At 66.1% G+C, this 16,435-nt stretch carries 13 protein-coding genes; 10 read left to right on the top strand and 3 right to left on the bottom strand.

Features of this window, described 5'->3' with window-relative positions; translation table 11 throughout:
* The first annotated feature begins 184 nt into the window (after window positions 1-184).
* On the top strand, window positions 185-1,039 hold the full coding sequence (gene apbC / locus EGM71_RS14735) for an iron-sulfur cluster carrier protein ApbC (RefSeq protein ID WP_188485492.1): 855 nt from the start codon (window positions 185-187) through the stop codon (window positions 1,037-1,039).
* Window positions 1,040-1,117: 78 nt separating this feature from the next.
* A complete protein-coding gene (gene dcd / locus EGM71_RS14730) occupies window positions 1,118-1,690 on the top strand; it encodes a dCTP deaminase (protein WP_100440510.1) in 573 nt (190 codons plus the stop codon).
* 65 nt (window positions 1,691-1,755) lie between these two features.
* On the opposite strand, the gene EGM71_RS14725 is transcribed toward dcd, so the two are convergent.
* From EGM71_RS14725 to EGM71_RS14715, 3 genes are read right to left on the bottom strand one after another with little or no spacing between them, the layout of a single operon-like run.
* A complete protein-coding gene (locus EGM71_RS14725; RefSeq protein WP_005418011.1) occupies window positions 1,756-1,923 on the bottom strand; it encodes a LiaI-LiaF-like domain-containing protein in 168 nt (55 codons plus the stop codon).
* 15 nt (window positions 1,924-1,938) lie between these two features.
* On the bottom strand, window positions 1,939-2,361 hold the full coding sequence (locus EGM71_RS14720) for an HIT domain-containing protein (RefSeq protein ID WP_014037994.1): 423 nt from the start codon (window positions 2,359-2,361) through the stop codon (window positions 1,939-1,941).
* The gene (locus tag EGM71_RS14715) at window positions 2,358-3,029 is read right to left on the bottom strand and encodes a dienelactone hydrolase family protein (RefSeq protein WP_049445708.1); all 672 of its coding nucleotides are present in this window, start codon (window positions 3,027-3,029) and stop codon (window positions 2,358-2,360) included. Before EGM71_RS14715 ends, EGM71_RS14720 begins: the two co-directional genes overlap by 4 nt.
* 365 nt (window positions 3,030-3,394) lie before the next feature.
* On the opposite strand from EGM71_RS14715, the gene EGM71_RS14710 reads away from it, so the two are divergent.
* From EGM71_RS14710 to EGM71_RS14675, 8 genes are all read left to right on the top strand, one after another.
* Window positions 3,395-3,853: a hypothetical protein gene (locus EGM71_RS14710; RefSeq protein ID WP_014037992.1), complete on the top strand. Its 459-nt coding sequence runs from the start codon at window positions 3,395-3,397 to the stop codon at window positions 3,851-3,853.
* Window positions 3,853-4,197 (top strand): hypothetical protein, encoded by a 345-nt coding sequence (locus tag EGM71_RS14705; protein ID WP_164115332.1) that lies wholly within the window; start codon window positions 3,853-3,855, stop codon window positions 4,195-4,197. Before EGM71_RS14710 ends, EGM71_RS14705 begins: the two co-directional genes overlap by 1 nt.
* Before the next feature lie 104 nt (window positions 4,198-4,301).
* Entirely contained in the window at window positions 4,302-4,520 is a 219-nt protein-coding gene (locus tag EGM71_RS14700) for a hypothetical protein (protein WP_188485491.1), read from the top strand.
* A gap of 94 nt (window positions 4,521-4,614) precedes the next feature.
* Window positions 4,615-6,930, top strand: a complete 2,316-nt coding sequence (locus EGM71_RS14695; protein ID WP_188485490.1) for a phage tail tape measure protein — start codon at window positions 4,615-4,617, stop codon at window positions 6,928-6,930.
* Window positions 6,927-7,280, top strand: a complete 354-nt coding sequence (locus EGM71_RS14690) for a hypothetical protein (protein ID WP_014037988.1) — start codon at window positions 6,927-6,929, stop codon at window positions 7,278-7,280. Before EGM71_RS14695 ends, EGM71_RS14690 begins: the two co-directional genes overlap by 4 nt.
* The gene (locus EGM71_RS14685) at window positions 7,277-7,738 is read left to right on the top strand and encodes a DUF1833 family protein (RefSeq protein WP_188485489.1); all 462 of its coding nucleotides are present in this window, start codon (window positions 7,277-7,279) and stop codon (window positions 7,736-7,738) included. Before EGM71_RS14690 ends, EGM71_RS14685 begins: the two co-directional genes overlap by 4 nt.
* A complete protein-coding gene (locus EGM71_RS14680; protein WP_049445594.1) occupies window positions 7,738-8,133 on the top strand; it encodes a hypothetical protein in 396 nt (131 codons plus the stop codon). The genes EGM71_RS14685 and EGM71_RS14680 overlap by 1 nt, the downstream gene beginning before the upstream one ends.
* Window positions 8,124-16,400 carry a host specificity factor TipJ family phage tail protein gene (locus EGM71_RS14675; protein WP_188485488.1) on the top strand — a complete coding sequence of 2,759 codons (8,277 nt, stop codon included), beginning with the start codon at window positions 8,124-8,126 and terminating at the stop codon, window positions 16,398-16,400. The genes EGM71_RS14680 and EGM71_RS14675 overlap by 10 nt, the downstream gene beginning before the upstream one ends.
* Window positions 16,401-16,435: the final 35 nt, after the last annotated feature.

Below are 16,435 nucleotides of genomic sequence, written 5' to 3'. Positions count from 1 at the left end.
CGGCACTGCGCATGCGCCATCGTGCGGGCGGGAATACCCATCTCCGCAGCCCAAAACAGTGCTTATCGAACGTAACATGAACTTAACAATCTGTGCACGAATCTGTCGCAATCCTGAATTTCAGTCAGGTTACGTCCAGCTTGTATGATGTCGGGTTATCCCCCTGACCCCGCCGGTGCTCGTTGTGAACAGTTCTCCCCGCCGTCCCCATGTCAGCCAGGTCCAGAAGGGACTCACGCCGCATGCCCGCATCCGCAATGTCATCGCGGTCGGTTCGGGCAAGGGCGGTGTCGGCAAGTCCACTACGTCGGTGAACCTGGCCGTGGCGCTGCAGCAGCTCGGTGCGCGGGTGGGCGTGCTCGACGCCGACATCTACGGCCCCAGCGTCCCGGCCATGCTGGGCCTGTCCGGCCGCCCGGAAAGCCCGGACAACAAGAGCATCGAGCCGCTGCGTGCGTTCGGCGTGGACACCATGTCGATCGGCTACCTGATCGAAGAGGACACGCCGATGATCTGGCGTGGCCCGATGGCCACCTCGGCGATGACCCAGCTGTTCAACGACACCCTGTGGGACGACCTGGATTTCCTGCTGATCGACCTGCCGCCGGGCACCGGTGACATCCAGCTGACCCTGACCCAGAAGATTCCGCTGGCCGGCGCGGTGATCGTCACCACGCCGCAGGACATCGCCACGCTGGATGCGAAGAAGGCGCTGAAGATGTTCGAGAAGGTCGAGGTGCCGGTGCTGGGCATCGTCGAGAACATGGCCGTGCACACCTGCAGCAGCTGCGGGCACATCGAGCATCTGTTCGGCGAGGGCGGCGGCGATCGCATGGCCGCGCAGTACGGCGTGCCGCTGCTGGGGTCGCTGCCGCTGCAGATCGGCATCCGCGAACAGGGCGATGCAGGCACCCCGATCACCGTGGCCCAGCCGGATTCGGCGCCGGCCCTGGCCTACCGCCATGCCGCGCAGCGCCTGATCGAGGAAGTCGGCAAGCGCCCGCGGGCCTCGATCCCGATCCTGTCGTCGCTGCTGTAAGTGCCGGGGCAGGGGCCGCCGGCGCAGGCCGGCCCCCTGCTAGAATCCTCGCGCCCCCTCGTACCCCCAGGACAAAGCATGAGCATCAAGAGTGACCGTTGGATCCGCCGCATGTCCGAGCAGCACGGCATGATCGAGCCGTTCGAGGCCGGGCAGGTCAAGCAGGCCAACGGCCAGCGCATCGTCAGCTACGGCACGTCCAGTTATGGCTATGACGTGCGCTGCTCGCGTGAGTTCAAGGTGTTCACCAACATCAACTCGACGATCGTCGATCCCAAGCACTTCGATCCGGGCAGCTTCGTGGATATCGTCGGCGATGAATGCATCATCCCGCCCAACAGTTTCGCGCTGGCGCGTACCGTCGAGTACTTCCGCATTCCGCGCGATACGCTGGTGGTGTGCCTGGGCAAGAGCACCTACGCGCGCTGCGGCATCATCGTCAACGTGACGCCGCTGGAGCCGGAATGGGAAGGCCACGTCACCCTGGAATTCAGCAACACCACGCCGCTGCCGGCGCGCATCTACGCCAACGAAGGCGTGGCGCAGATGCTGTTCTTCCAGGCGGCTGCCGATGACGTCTGCGAGACGTCGTACCGCGATCGTGGCGGCAAGTACCAGGGCCAGACCGGCGTGACCCTGCCGCGGACCTGAGTTGTTCTGGAGCCGAGCAAGGCTCGGCTCTGCATGGGCGAAGGCGGCGCTTGCGCCGCCTTTGCTTATTTGCCGCGACCGAACAGCATCGCGATGCCGACACCCACCAGGGCCACCGGCCACCAGGTCAGCAGCAGCTTGGACAGGTTCAGGTGCGTCCAGCCGAGATTGCTGGCGAGCATGAACAGGCCGATCAGGATCAGCAGGACGGCGGCAACGAGGTTGAATCGCATCGGGTCGGCGAAGGCTCAGGACTGGGCCGGATATCCTAGCCGTTCCTTCCAGTAGGCGACATGCTGGTCCAGCGCCGCCGGCTCGTAACGGTGCGCCGGGCCGCTGCCCCAGACCGGGCCCGGCCAGGCCGGATCACCGTCATGGCGGCCGATCACATGGAAGTGCAGCTGGCGCACGATGTTGCCCAGCGCCCCGATGTTGATCTTTTCCACCCCGTCGGAGCCCTTCAGGGCCTTGCAGGCGCGGTTGAGCTCGGTGCGCAGCTTGTCCTGCTGCTCGCCGTCCAGCTCGATCCACTCGGTCACCCCGGCCAGGCGCGGTACCAGTACCAGCCAGGGGAATCGTTCGTCGTTCATCAGCCGCACTTGCGACAACGGTCCTTCCGCCACCAGCACGCTATCGGTGGCCAGGCGTGAATCGAGTTCAAATTCGCTCATCCAAGATGCTCCGAGAAGAAGTCCAGGGTGCGTTGCAGCGCCAGGGCGGCGCTGTCTGGATCATACGCATGTCCGACCTCCCGGTTGAAGGCGTGATCGGCCGGATAGACATAGGTGGCCATCTGCGGCAGCTTCTCACGGTGGGCCTGGACCGCTTCCGGCGGGATGCTGCGGTCCTGGGCACCGAAGTGGAAGATCACCGGGGCCTTGGGCGTTTCGTCGAGGAACTGCACGTTGCGCGCACCGTAGTAGCTGACCGACGGCAGCCCCAGGCGCACCGCGGACAGCATCGCCACCGTGCCGCCCCAGCAGTAGCCGACGGTGCCGACCTTGCCCTGCGGTGCCAGCCGGGTTGCCGCGGCCCGCACCACCTCCAGCGCCCGTTCCATGCCGAGCGCGCCAACCCGTTCCAGGCCCTGTTTCACGCCTTCGGCGTCGTAGGGCAACGCGTCCGGATCGGCGTCGGGGCCGTCGAGCAGGTCGAAGAACGAGGGCGCCAGCACCGCATAGCCTTCAGCCGCGAAGCGCTCGGCCACGCTGCGGATGTGCGGATTGGCGCCGAAAATTTCCTGCACCACCACCAGGCCGCCGCGCGCGGTGCCTTCCGGCAGGGCCTGCCAGGCCCGTACCGGGCCGTGATGCGTATCCAGGGTGATCCACTCGGCCATCGTCATCTTCCTCGTTGCTGGGAACAGAGCTGCATTGTCGGTGCTGCGCCGGTTAGCGCGGCGTCAGCGGCTGTGCCGGATCGGGCGGCTGCGGGCGTGCCGCAGTGCGTTCCCAAGGCGGTGCAGAGGGCTGTTTCTGCATTGACCGGTGCACACCCGCAGCCTAAGCTTTCAGCCACGATGACATACAAGCCTCCGGCGCGAGCCGGGGGCTTTTTTGTTGTCCGCGTGTTGCCGATCGCAACGCGCAACCGGTGGCTGTGACGGGCCAGCCACGATGACCCACTGCAGGCAGCCCCGAGCCTGATCACCCCGAACCCCAGCCGCCGCAAGGCGGCTTTTTCATTTCCAGGAGATTCAACACCATGTCCATCAATCAAGCCATTTCCGCCCAGGACTCCGCGCTGTACGTGAAGGCCGGCACCGCCCCGACCGCGCCGAACAATCCGGCCGGCTATACCGAAATCGACGGCCTGACTGCCTTCCCGTTCGGCCGCGGCCAGGCCAACACCCTTGATGCCACCAACCTGCGTTCGAAGCAGATGGAGAACATCGCGGGTCTGTCCGGCGGCCAGGCCGTGCAGGTGTCCGGCCACCGCTGGCCGGTCGGCAGCTCGGCAGGCCAGGAGATCCTGCGCGACGCCGATCCGGATGCCGACCTGCATTTCCTGATGGTGCTGCCCACCGGCGATGCGGCCACCTTCGTCGCCAAGGTCGCCGCCTTCAACGTGGCCCCGGGTACCAACCAGGTGCTGACCTTCACTGCGGACCTGCTGCCGCGTGAGTTCGCGCTGGTCACCGTGGCCGCTGGCGGCACCCCGTGATGCTGTTGGGCAAGCAGCAGATCCTGGACGCACAGGATCGCCGGCACGAGGACGTCGCCGTACCCGAATGGGGCGGCAACGTGCGCGTGGCGATGATGTCGGCCCGCGACCGTGATCGCTGGGAGCAGGACACCTATGGCGGTGACACGCCCAAGGTGGATGACTTCCGTGCGCGATTCGTCGGCCTGTGCCTGGTCGATGAAATGGGCGAGCGCCTGTTCTCCGACCATGAGGTGGCCCAGCTGGGCACCAAATCGGCCGCGGCGCTGGATCGCGTGTTCCGTGTCGCACAGACGCTCAATGCGCTCGGCGATGCGGCCGTGGGAGAGCTGGAAAAAAACTGATCCGCCGGCCTGAGCGCCGGCTTCAGTTCCGGATCGCGTGGAGGCTGGGCCTCCCGCATCCGGACCACCTGCTGGCGGGAGTCACCTCCCGCCAGCTCTCGGAGATGTATGCGTTCGCACGCCTGGAGCCGCTGGACCAGCCCTTGCAGGGGATGCTCGCCCAGCTGACCAGCGTGCTGGCGCAGGTGCATGGCAATACGACCACTGCCGAAGACTTCCTGCTGGTGCGTCCCCGCACTTCGCCGGAGAAGGCGGTAAAGGAGCGCTCGCAGCAGCTGCTGGAACTGTTCGGCAGCGCATCGCGACGCAACGCTGCGGCGTGATTCCGGGCGGGGCAGGGCAGTGCTTCTCCGATGTGTGGCATGCAATCGAACCTGGGGCCCTGCGGGGCCCCTCATCATTCTTGGAGGAACGCGTATGGCGTCCACTAACCAGAATCTAGACGTAGTACTGCGGGTCAATACGACGGGCTTCCGTACCGCAATGGCGGAGGCCAGTCGCCTGGCGACGCAGAATCTCAAGACACTGCGCGCGGAGGCCGAGCGGACGGCCGCCGCGCTTGCGCGCGTGCATGCGGCACCGGAGGGCGCAACGGGCAAGGCCGGGACAAAGGCAAAGGCCAACGTCGGCGGCGATGTGCTCGGCAGCGGCTTGAAGGAGCTGGGCAGCGGCCTGCTGACGGCCGCCGGTGGCCCATGGGGTATCGCCATCGCGTCTGTGCAGAAGCTGGGCGAAGCGTACGTGGACATGGTCAAGGCGTCCGAACGTGCGCGCGCCGAGTACAAGGAGCAGATGCAGTCGCTGCAGCAGATGTCGTTCTCGATGGACCAGGCCGGCCTCGGCATGGGGGCGGGCACGCTGCCCCTGCAGCAGGCGGTCGCCACGCTGCATGAGCAGGCCAAGGCGCTGCGCGAGCTGGAGGCGCGCGAGAAGGCGTTGCAGGGCTCGGTCGTCCATTGGGAAGGTCGAGTGAGTAATGGCCAGCGATCGGGACGCGAAGGTGCGGGCCTGAGTGCGGCCTCGGATTACGCTGAGCTGGAGAAGGCCAGGGCGAACCTGGAAGCGTTCCAGGCGGAGGTCGCGCCGGTCCAGGAGAAGTTCCGGGGCCTGAAAGAAACGATCAGGGGCTCCCTTGACGAGAAGTTGTTCAATGCGATTGCCACGGCCATCCAGAACGTGGACAACCAGACGCTTGACCAGCTCATCGCGTCTCTGGGTGCGACGGAATGGAACGCATTGAAGGCAACCGATGCCTTCAACGGCATGCTGGGCGCCATGCGCGGAGAAGCGTGGCGGGACGAAGTCGAGTGGATCCGGCTGACCCGTGGCGAATATGCGGCCTGGATGGCTGAGCGCGGTGCGGAGATCAACGCCAACGGTGGCCCGGACAAGATGGACCCGGCCCAGCGCGCCGAGTTCAACAGGGACGCCGCGCGCAAGAAGGCCGACATCGAACGCAAGGCCCAGTTCCGCGAACAGCAGCAGGCCGCCCAGCAGTCGGTCAGGGGCGTGAACGAGCAGGCTGATGCGTACGCCGGGCTGATGGATCGCATCGAGAAGCAGATCGCCCAGGACCGGGTGCGCCAGAAGCTGAAGGAGGGGATGACAGAGGCGGAAAAGCTGCAGGTCACCCTCCTTGACGAGATGGAGCATGCCGAGAAGAAGCTCGGCGAGCAGAAACAACTGCGGGTGAAGGCCTCGCTGGACGCCGCGGTGGCCCTGGCCAAGGAGGCGGCGGCCGCTGAAGCGTCGAAGAAGGCGCAGCAGGATCTGCTGAAACTGCAGCGGGAGCTCCAGCAGGCGGCGAATGCACAGCAGCGTGGCAACGACCAGGCACTGTTCGGCATCGGCCATGGCGCGGCGAGCGTGGATCGCATGCAACGCCGTTCCGCACTGGATGAGGACCGGGACAATCGAAAGCGTGCGCTGGACGACGAGTCACGTGGTGAAGACGGCAAGGTCATCGAGTCGGAGCGCTACAGGGCCCAGCTGGCCGAGCTCGATGCATTCCATGAACAGTCACTGCAACGCGAGGCCGAGTTCCAGGAAAACAAGAAGGCATACCAGTCCGATTGGAAGAACGGCGCGATGCGGGCGTTCGAGGACTATGCCGATGCCGCAGCCAATGCCGCCGACTTGAGCCACGGCGTCTTCAGCAATGCACTGGGCGGGTTGGAAGACAGTCTGGTCAAGTTTGCCCAGACCGGAAAGCTGTCCTTCTCCGACCTCGCCGACTCGATCATCGCCGATCTGGCGCGCGTGGCAGCCAAACAGATGGTCAGTGGGCTGATCAGTTCGATCGGGCAGATGTTCGGGCCGAAGATCACCGGCTTTTCCATCGGCGGCTACACCGGCCCGGGGGGCAAGTACGAGCCGGCCGGCATCGTCCACAAAGGCGAGGGCGTGCTCAGCCAGGAAGACATGGCCGCGCTCGGCGGCCCATCGGCATTCTTTGCCCTGCGCGCTTCGCTGCGAACCGGCAATGGCCTGTCTGGTGGTGACAGCGGGGGCTATGTGCAGGTGCCGATCGCCCACGCCGGCGAGGGTGGGATGAATGTGGAAATCAACAACTACGGCGAAAGCCGGGTCAGTACCCGGGAAGAGCGGCAGCGCATGCCCGATGGCAGCGAAGTGCGGCGACTGGTGATCGACATCGTGGGCGACAGCCTCAACGGTGGTGAGCTGGGCGCCATTGGACGGGCCCGATACGGATGGACGGAGGCAGTGGGATGAGCAGTTGGCCAGAGTATGCAGAAATCCGCTTTGCGGATTACGGCGAGGAGATCGTTGCCTCGGAAGAGCGGACCGAGATGGAGCGCGGCCCCAGCAAGATGCGCGCGCTCAACAGCCGGGTGATGAAGAACGTGTACGCCTCGGTGCAGTTCCGCACCGCGGCTGATGCCGAGGCATTCGAAGAGTGGTACCTGCACGATGTCGGTCGCGTCGGCTGGTTCACGATGGAGCACCCGCGGACCGGGCAGCCGATCAGCGCCCGCTTCCCGCAGGGCATCGGCCGCCTGGTGCCACTGAACACCCGGTTCCGCTTCTCCAAGCGCGATCTTGTACTGGAGTACATGCGATGAGTTCCTTCCACGAGCGCCGCCAGCGCCTGGCCGACACCCATGGACCGCTGATGCTGCTGGAGGTGTCGGCACCGTCGATGCCGGAGGTGCTGCGGATCGTCAACGACAACGTCAACTGGACCAGCAACGGCAGGGAGTTCATTGCCGCGCCGTTCGGCTTCCAGCTTCCCGACGATGTCAGTGGACAGGCACCGCGCGCGCAGCTGGTGATCGACAACATCGGCCGCGCACTCACCGAGGACCTGGAAGGGCTGGCCCCCGGAGAGATGGTGACCGCACGGTTGATGCTGACCGATCGCGCCGATCCGGATGCCATCGAGGCCGAGTACGACCTGCCGATGACCCAGGTGTCGGTCAACACGCGCACGGTCAGTGCCCAGTGTGGTGTCGATTTCCTGATGCGCCAGCAGGCCGTGCTGCTGCATGCCAATCCGTTCACGTTGCCGGGAATCTTCTGATGCGCCTGGTCGACGTCGAGCGATGGGTGGGCATCCCCTATGACGAAGCGGCGTACGACTGCGCCGATCTGGTGATGCAGGTGCAGCGAGCGCTGTTCGCCCGTGAAGTGGCACTGCCCGGACGCCGGCCGCGCGGGCGGCGCGGCTCGGCCGAGCTGGGCGCATTGTCGCGTGCACAGGCGGTACCTCGCGAGGGCCCTCCACAGGACGGCGACCTGGTACTGATGATCGAACGCGGACAACACAACCCCGGCCACGCCGGGGTTTTCTTTTTCCTGGCCCATGAGGGCTGGGTCTTGCACAGCAACGAAACGAACGGCTGCAGCGTGCTGCACCGCGTTCGTGACCTGCCCGGATTTGGGCTGAGGATCGAGGGATACTACGCATGGAATTGACACCACAACCGGCGGTCGACGGCCGCCTCATCATCACCCCGCACCCAGTGCTGCTGGATGGCCAGCGCAACGTGCCGGTCGACCTGCGCCCGGGTGAAAGCCTGTACGCGTTCCTCATGCGCCATGTAGACGGGCTCGATGGCCGCGCATGGCAGGTCTGTGTGGACGGGCTGGAGGTGCCGCGCGAGCAGTGGATGCAGGTACGACCGCGCCATGGCCAGCTGATCGAAGTGCGCAGCGTGGTGGGCAAGGCAGTGATTCCGCTGGTGGCGATGATCGCGCTGACCTATTTCACCTTCGGCATCGGCACGCTGGTGGCCGGTTCCGCCTGGGGCGCAGGCGCCATCGCAGGCACGTACGGTACGCTGGCTGCATCCGCGGTCTACGTGGCCGGCAGCGTGCTGATCAACAAGGTTCTCACGCCGAAGCCACCCAAGCCCGGTGGTGGCGGTGTCGCCGACACTGCGTATTCCCTGGCAGCGCCGCGCAACCGTGTGCGCGCCTATGAGCCGCTGGGCCTGCTGTTCGGTTCCACTCGCCTCGCTCCGGACCTGATCAGCCGCCCCTATACCTGGTTCGAGGGCGATGAGCAGTACGTCGGCCTGACCCTCAGCCCGGGCATCAACGTTGGCCGGGTAGAGGCCCTGCAGAACGGTGATTCGGCGCTGTCCAGCTACGAGGGCGTGCGCACCTGGTTCCGCGGCTTCCCGCAGATGCCCGACGAAGCGATTCCGCTGTACAGCAACGCCGATGTGATTGAAGGTGCACAGCTGCTCGATACCGGTAGCGATGCCAAGCACATGGCCAGCCCGTGGGTGGAACGCACCAGCTCCGCTGACACTCTGCGCCTGCAGGTGAACATCGAGTTCCGGCTGTGGGATACCACGTCCAAGGGCAAGGACAAGGACAACCGCGAGCAGATCCAGATCCAGTACCGGCCGGTCGGCTCCGATGCCTGGCAGTTGTTCGGCAATTACAGCGTAGTGGGACGCACGCAGAAGGCGCGACGCGTGAGCTACGGCCGCGACGTGGAACTGGGCCAGTACGACGTGCGCGTGCGCGTGGCCGGGCAGAACACCGATGGCAGTGGCGCGCAGGCGAATTTCACCTGGACCACGCTGGTCAGCGTGCAGCGCGACGATGCCAGCCATGCCGGCATTCCTGCCATCGGCCTGCAGATGAAGGCGTCCGGTCAACTCAACGGCACCCCGGATGAGATCCGTTGTGTGGCCCATGCGCGACCGATTCCGGTGTGGAAGGGCGAAGCGGCCGGCTGGGTGACCGAGGAAACCAGCAACCCGGGCGCGCAGATCCTGGCCTACGCGCGTGGCATCCATGATGAGAACGGCAAGCGCATCGCCGGCCTGGGCATGGCCGACCGCCGCATCGACATTGAAAGCCTGAAAGCCTTCATGCTGCACTGCGCGGACAACGCGCTGGGCTACGACTACTGGCTGACCGAGGTGCGCAGCCACCAGGCCGTGCTCGACGCCATCGCGCTGGCCGGCTTCGGCCAGGTGACCTGGGCCAAGGGCCGGCTCGGCGTGGCCTGGGCGGCCGACGAGCAGCCCCTTTCCGGCGTGGTCAACATGGCCACGATCAAGAAGGGCCAGTTCCAGGTGGACTACACCCTGGCCAACGCTGCCGATGGCATCGAGTACAGCTACCTGGACCGCCGAACCTGGAAGGCGGCGACGCTGCGCGTGCCGGCGCCGGGCGTGGAGGTGATGCTCAATCCGGCCAAGATCACCGGTGAGGGCGTCAGCTCCGAAGCCCATGCCGCGATGCTGGCGCGTTGGCATCTGGCGCAGAGCGTCTATCAGTACAAGTCGATCAGCTACAGCACCGACATCGAGCACCTGGCCTACTCGCGGTTGTCGGTGCTGGCGTTGCAGCACGACCTGACCCAGTGGGGCTTCGGTGGCCGCCTGATCGGTGCCGCCGTCGACGCTGCAGGCATTGCCACGCTGCAACTGGACGAGACGGTTCCGGCACCTTCGCTGGGCAGTGCGTTCATCGGCCTGCGTATTCCAGGCGAACGTGTCTACCGCGTACTGCGCGTGGTTCCGGGCGCTGAGCCGAGTGACAGGCTGGTGCTGGCCGATCCGTGGCCGGCAGATGCACCGCTGCCGGGCCACAACGACGGCAATCCCGCACACGACACGATCTGGATCTACGACTTCAAGCAGACGCCGGGTACCCGCGTGCGCGTGACCGGCATCCGCCCGGAAGGTGACCTGAAGGGCGCCGCAGTGGAGGTGGTGCAGGAGGGGCCCGAGTTCTGGCACTACGTGCGGACCGGCCAATATGTGCCGCCGTCGAACGAATCCTCGCTGCAGACCCGGCCGGTGGCCAGCAATCTGAAGGTGGTCGAGCGCCAGGTCAGCCGCGGTGGCAGCATGCACACCGAACTGCAGGCCAGCTTCGATATCAGTGGCCCGGCCGGCGAAACGCGGGTCCTGTCCGATCCAGACGGCAATGCTGCGCTGGAGGAAGTGGCACGCACCACCACGCGGTCGGCGAGCTGGGCGATTCCCGGAGCGGGCACCTATCCGGTGGTCGTTCGTCCGTACAGCCCCGATGGCCGTGCCGGCGTTGCCGTGTCCACCCAGTACACCACGCTGGGTGCTGATGCGCCGCCGGTCCTGGTCGATCTGTTCGACATCGAAGAGCTCAGCGGTGGCGTGCGCCGCTATGTGTGGGGCTTCTCCAGCGACACCGTGCAGTCGGCTGATTTCGCCGGCGTGGAGATCCGCTATACCGCCGGCAGCATCGACAACCCGTTGTGGGAGCATATGACCCCGCTGGGCGATGCCGGTGGCTTCTTCACCTCCGCAATCGAAGCCGTACTGCCAGAGGCGGGCAGCTGGACGTTTGCCTGCCGCAGTCGCAATACCGCCGGCGTGCTGTCCGTCGGTGCCCGCTACCTGCGGCGCGCGCTGGGGCGCAACACCGGGCAGACGCTGGAGGGAATCGGCGGTGTGGTCGAATCGGTCAAGCAGGACCTGGGCAAGGAAATCAACGCCCGCATTGACAGCGACCTGGCCGCCGCCACCCGTGCCGCCGAGGCGCTGCGCAGCGAATCGCTGCGCCTGCAGGATCAGATCACCGCCAGCGCCCAACGGCTTGCCGGCCAGGCCGAACGGCTGGACCAGCAGGCCCTGGCGCTCAAGGCCAGCACCGATGGCCTTGCACGCGAAGTGCTGGACCGCGCCGCCGGTGATCTGAATACCCGCACCGAGCTGACCACGGCGGTGACCCGCGAAACCAGCGAACGCCGGTCGGATGTGGAGAACCTCACCCGCATGGTAAGCCAGCTGTCGGCGGGCAGTGGCGTGCAGTTCGACAGCAAGCGCATCTGGTACTTCGACAGCAGCGTCGAAGGGTGGGGGGCAAACGGTGGCAGTCCAACGCTGGTGGAGGGCTGGCTGCGCCCGGCCAACCATGCCAGCGATGCCTTCGTGACGAGCCCGCGCGGCCAGGATGTCCAAGGCGCGGCGCATCGCTTCGTCAAGCTGCGCATCCGCAAGGTGGGCAGTCCTGCCTGGGACGGGCGCCTGCTGTGGAACGGTCCCGGCCAGTCGTGGGACAACGCACGCATGGTGCAGTTCGCGGAGCCAAGCTATGACAGCAACGGCATCGCGACGCTGGATGTGGACAACATTCCGTGGAACGGTACCGTCGTCGACCAGATCCGCCTGGACCTGTCCAAGGCGCAGACCGACGCCCACTACTTCCTGCTGGACTGGGTGGCGATCGGTCGCCCGACGCCGGGTGCGTCGGTGGCCATGCTGCAGGACGAAGCCACTGCACGCGTCGCGGCAGACAGCAGCGAAGCGGGCCGGCGCGAGTCGCTGGCCGTGCAGATGCGCGGCAGCTACGAGGGCGGTGACCTGGCGGGGGTCAGCCAGGGCCTGATTGCGGCCGAGAAGACCGCGCGGCTGAGTGGCGACCAGGTCAACGCGCAGTCGATCCAGGCACTCCAGGCACGCATGCCGGCAGGCACCGGCGCGCTGGCCACCAGTGCCAGTGTCAGCAGCCTGCAGCAGGCGATGGTGACCGCTGACACGGCACTGGGGCGGCGCGTGGACAGCCTCGATGCCACGATGGGGGACAAGATCGGATCCAGCGCCTTCAATGCATTGAAGACCGAAGTCGGGCAGCTCGATGGCAGGGTTACCAGCAGCAGCCAGGACCTGGTGCAACTGAAGAGTCGCATGGAAGCGGTGATGGGCGCAGGCAGCAACCTCGCGCTCAATGGCGACTTCAACCTGGGCGCTGGCACCGGCTGGACGTTCTTCAACACCACCGCAGCGTCGGTGGTGCGCGAGGGGCGCGGCAACAGCCTTTGCTGGAAGGCGGAGCCCTACGCGGGGGGAAGCAGTACGGTGGTCAGCGCCGCGGTCAATGAGGGGCGCGTCATCACCCTGACCGCCGGCCGTCGCTATCGAGTGTCGTGCTGGACGCGGACCAGCGAAGACTTCGACGGCACCGCCGACAACACCAAGCTGCGCGTCGCCGACCACAACGGCAACCTGATGGGTGGCGCCACGCAGTCGTTCCCGAAATCGGCCGACTGGGTCAAGACCGAGACCTTCGTGACGTTGCCGCCCACGGGCACGGTGCAGGGCATCAAGGTCACGATCAATCGCAATGGCACGGCCGGCACGTTGTGGCTGGACGATCTGTGGGTGGAGGATGTAACCGATGTCGACGCGAACGCTACGGCGGTCAGCGGCCTGTCGACCAAGGTGGAACAGATCGATGGCAAGCTGGCCAGTGCCGCCGAGAACGTCACGCGGCTGGCCTCGGGCATTGGCAACATGGTGGCCTACAACATCATCGCCAACGCACACATCCTCGCCTGGCCCACAGGTGGCCCCCGCGCATCGGGTGTATACCGCGCCAATGGCAGTATCGTGCCGGGCATGGGCGCCAACCGGGGGCTACGGGTCGGCATCATCAATGCGGACAACAGCATCACCGATACGGCGGTGTTCGATACCCATGGCAACCTGCAGAGCGAGTCGGCCCGTTTCAACACCTGGTACGACCAGACACTGAAGGACAACCAGTACTTCATTGCCTATACGTCCGACGCAGTCGGGGCGATCAGCAGCGCCAGCAACGCTGACACCGGCGGCCTGCGCACCCGCCTGCTGGATGCGGGCCTGTCACAGGAGAACCTGGCGGCCCTGTCGGGGTCGCGGATGCTGGTGATGATCGGGCGGCGCAGGAGCGGTGCCGGCGGTGGCAGGCAGATCCTGTCGCCCTTGCCGGAGACCGGCCGTACCGGCATGTGGGTGGAAATGACCGTCACCGTGCTCAATGGCGTGCCGACCGGATCGCAGGATTCGTCGATGCTCGATCGTACGGCGCGGAGCAATGCGGAAGCGTTGACCGGGCTGCGCACCGACGTCAGCAAGCTCGGTACCGACCTGGTGTCCGCGGCCGACAGCCTGACCAGCCTGGCCGCGCGGGTGGAGACCTCGGTGACCAGCAGCGACAACGTGCTGCGCAACAGCTCCTTCGCTGGCAGTGCCGCCTGGTGGACGTTGACCCGCACCGTGTCGGCCAACACCGTGGAGTGGGTGAAGGCATCGGGCCAGAGTGGTGACGCACTGTTGATGACGCATGGTCCCCAGGCCGGACAGAACCCCTTCATCACGGCCAATGATGCGCGGTGGTTGCCGGTGGTTGCCGGCAGGTCGCGGCGGTACCGCCTGGTGATGATCGCCCGCGCCTTCGACAATGCGACGGCCACCCTGGTCTGCCGGCTGCGCGTGCGGACCAGCGGAGGGGGCGAAAGCCATGCCGACGTGACGCTGAACCTGTCCGATGCAGCCTGGAAAACCTACACGGCCGAATGGTCTGCCGCGCAGGATCGCAACGAGATCATGCCGCAGGTGCATCTGACCAACGCGGGCGGCAAGGTGCTGTTCGACCGGGTCGAGCTCTATGACATCACCGATGCGCAGGACATCGCCGGCAACGCGACGGCCATCGCCAACCTGCGCAGCGACGTGGTGCAGCTTGGCGATCGTGTCACCAGTAGTGCGTCCAGTGTGGTCAAGCTGCAGTCGGACGTGCAATCGGTCCTCAATGGCAGCGACAGCCTGTTCCCGCTGGGTGCGTTCGAAACGTTCCAGGACGGCCAGCTGCTGGGTAGTGCGGCGGGCACGATCTACACCGCCCGCGCCGATGCACGCCGGACCGGCGAGCGCGGCCTGGATGTGAATGTCGCGGCCAACACCAGCCCGAACACCAATGCGGACATGTACTTCGGGCAGTGGACCCCCATCACCGGCAATCGCCGCATCTATGTGGAGTACTACGCGCGCCTGCATCCGGACAGCATCCAGCCGACCGGTGGCTCGATCCGGGTGGGCTGGCAGACCACGAACGAAGCCAACGCGGAGAATTCGTGGCCCTTGCAGGCTTACGCACTGGCCTCCCTGCGCAAGGATGGCTGGACCAAGGTCAGCGGCTACATGAATACCGCCGCGTCTGCGGCGAAGTGGCGGATGCTGGTCAGCATCCCGGGAGGAAGCGGTGCGCGCGAAGTGGGCGTGCGCGTGCAGGTGGACGACATCCGCATGATCGATGTCACCGACGCCTACGCCGCGCAGCAGAGCGCCGCCGCCACGGCCACTGCAGTGACCGCGCTGACCACCAAGGTCGATCAGCAGGGGACGAAGGTCGATGCGCAGGCACAGCAGATCACCGATCTGTCGAGTGGGCTGAAGGGCGTACTCAACACCGGCAGCGGCCTGCTGCCCAATCCCGACTTCGCCGAAGGGCTGGGTGGCTGGACGGCATCGGCGGCGGCCAATGGCGCGGTGTGGAGCACGGTCAACGGTGATGGACGCCCAGGTGTGCTGCTCAACCGCTACACGAACGTGAATCCGACCCTGCAGGCCAACGGTGGCAAATGGGTGCCGATCAACGGCGCGCGCCGCCTGCGGGTGATCGTCCGCGCCTGCGGTGCTGGCGGTGCCAACAATCTGCTGGTGCGGATCTATCGCAAGAATGCGGCCGGCCAGCAGTCCTACCAGGATCTGCGTGCGGTGTTCGCAGTAGAGGCGTTCGAGACCCGATCGTTCGACTTCGATGCCTTCAACAGCGGCATCGATGCCTGGCGTTTGAACATCTATGCTCACCCCGACAACGGCCAGGTGCGGGTGGACAGCGTCCAGGTCTACGACATCACCGACCAGGTGGCCAACGATGCCAATGCCTCGGCCATCAGTGGGCTGAGCACCTCGGTAGGCCAGCAGGGCAGCAAGCTGGACACCACGGCGCGTGACCTGACCCAGCTCAAGACCCAGGTGGGCGACGTCTCGGCCAGCGGTTTCTCGCAGCTGAAGAGCCAGGTCAGCCAGCAGGGTACGCAGCTGACCGCACTGTCTGGTCGGGTCGACGGCGTGCAGGCCTCACTGGGCGGCAAGGCGGACGCTGCCGTGGTGACCAGCATGCAGGCGCAGGTCAAGAATCTCGGCGCCGGCGGCAACCTGCTGATGAACACCACGTTCCCCTTCTGGCAGCGCTCGGGGTGGGGGTGGGGAAGCAACCCGAACGCCCGCTGGTCCGAGCTGGGCAACCCCACCGGCAATGACAGCTGGCATCCGAAGGGGATATTCGGACTGGGCGCGGTGACACCCGGCGTCGTCGCGGCAGGCGAAATGGCGTGGTGGGGAACCGAGTACGACATCGCCATCGAGGGCGGCAAGACCTATTGCGCGTCCGCCTGGATCAACACTCATCGCGTGGAAGCCAAGCTGGAGATGACGTTCTTCGATGCGGCCGGCAACCATCTGGGGCTGGTGCACAGCCCTGGCGTGAGGAGCGATACCGGAACGCCGATCACGCTCGACCGCTTGACGCGGACGTTCCTGATCACCAAAGCGCCCACCACAGCGTCCTTCGCTCGCTTCCGCGTGATCGTGATCGGTACCGGTGGAGACACGCCGTACTTCTGGATGTTCCGCCCAATGCTGAGCCAGGTGGATGCGTCGGCAACCGCCCCCCCCACCTGGTCGGCCGGAGGCACCGAGTCTTCCGCGCAATGGTCGGTGAACGTTCGTGCCGACGGCCGGGTAGGCGGCGTGCAGCTGGCGTCCAGTGGCCAGGTCTCGCGTTTCGATGTGGTGGCCGATGCGTTCAGTGTCAGTGCGCCCGGTGGCGGGCGCCGCACCGAGTACAGCGATGGCAACTGGCGGGTCTATGACGAAGCCGGACGCCTGCGTGTGCGCATGGGCGTGTGGTGAACCGCGCGCCTGCCCGTCGCGGTGGGTGCCTTGCA

The organism is Stenotrophomonas maltophilia (genome assembly GCF_006970445.1).
Lineage (GTDB): Bacteria > Pseudomonadota > Gammaproteobacteria > Xanthomonadales > Xanthomonadaceae > Stenotrophomonas > Stenotrophomonas maltophilia_AU.
The sequence above is the reverse complement of the archived record's forward strand: the minus strand, read 5'-3'. Positions and strand labels throughout refer to the sequence as shown.

Excerpts from the sequence above, each read along its gene's own strand:
- EGM71_RS14705 (WP_164115332.1), top strand. The coding sequence starts at position 3,853 with ATGCTGTTGGGCAAGCAGCAGATCCTGGACGCACAGGATCGCCGGCAC.
- EGM71_RS14725 (WP_005418011.1), bottom strand. The coding sequence starts at position 1,923 with ATGCGATTCAACCTCGTTGCCGCCGTCCTGCTGATCCTGATCGGCCTG.
- EGM71_RS14710 (WP_014037992.1), top strand. The coding sequence starts at position 3,395 with ATGTCCATCAATCAAGCCATTTCCGCCCAGGACTCCGCGCTGTACGTG.
- EGM71_RS14695 (WP_188485490.1), top strand. The coding sequence starts at position 4,615 with ATGGCGTCCACTAACCAGAATCTAGACGTAGTACTGCGGGTCAATACG.
- EGM71_RS14685 (WP_188485489.1), top strand. The coding sequence starts at position 7,277 with ATGAGTTCCTTCCACGAGCGCCGCCAGCGCCTGGCCGACACCCATGGA.
- EGM71_RS14680 (WP_049445594.1), top strand. The coding sequence starts at position 7,738 with ATGCGCCTGGTCGACGTCGAGCGATGGGTGGGCATCCCCTATGACGAA.
- EGM71_RS14690 (WP_014037988.1), top strand. The coding sequence starts at position 6,927 with ATGAGCAGTTGGCCAGAGTATGCAGAAATCCGCTTTGCGGATTACGGC.
- EGM71_RS14675 (WP_188485488.1), top strand. The coding sequence starts at position 8,124 with ATGGAATTGACACCACAACCGGCGGTCGACGGCCGCCTCATCATCACC.
- EGM71_RS14700 (WP_188485491.1), top strand. The coding sequence starts at position 4,302 with ATGTATGCGTTCGCACGCCTGGAGCCGCTGGACCAGCCCTTGCAGGGG.
- EGM71_RS14720 (WP_014037994.1), bottom strand. The coding sequence starts at position 2,361 with ATGAGCGAATTTGAACTCGATTCACGCCTGGCCACCGATAGCGTGCTG.
- EGM71_RS14715 (WP_049445708.1), bottom strand. The coding sequence starts at position 3,029 with ATGGCCGAGTGGATCACCCTGGATACGCATCACGGCCCGGTACGGGCC.
- dcd (WP_100440510.1), top strand. The coding sequence starts at position 1,118 with ATGAGCATCAAGAGTGACCGTTGGATCCGCCGCATGTCCGAGCAGCAC.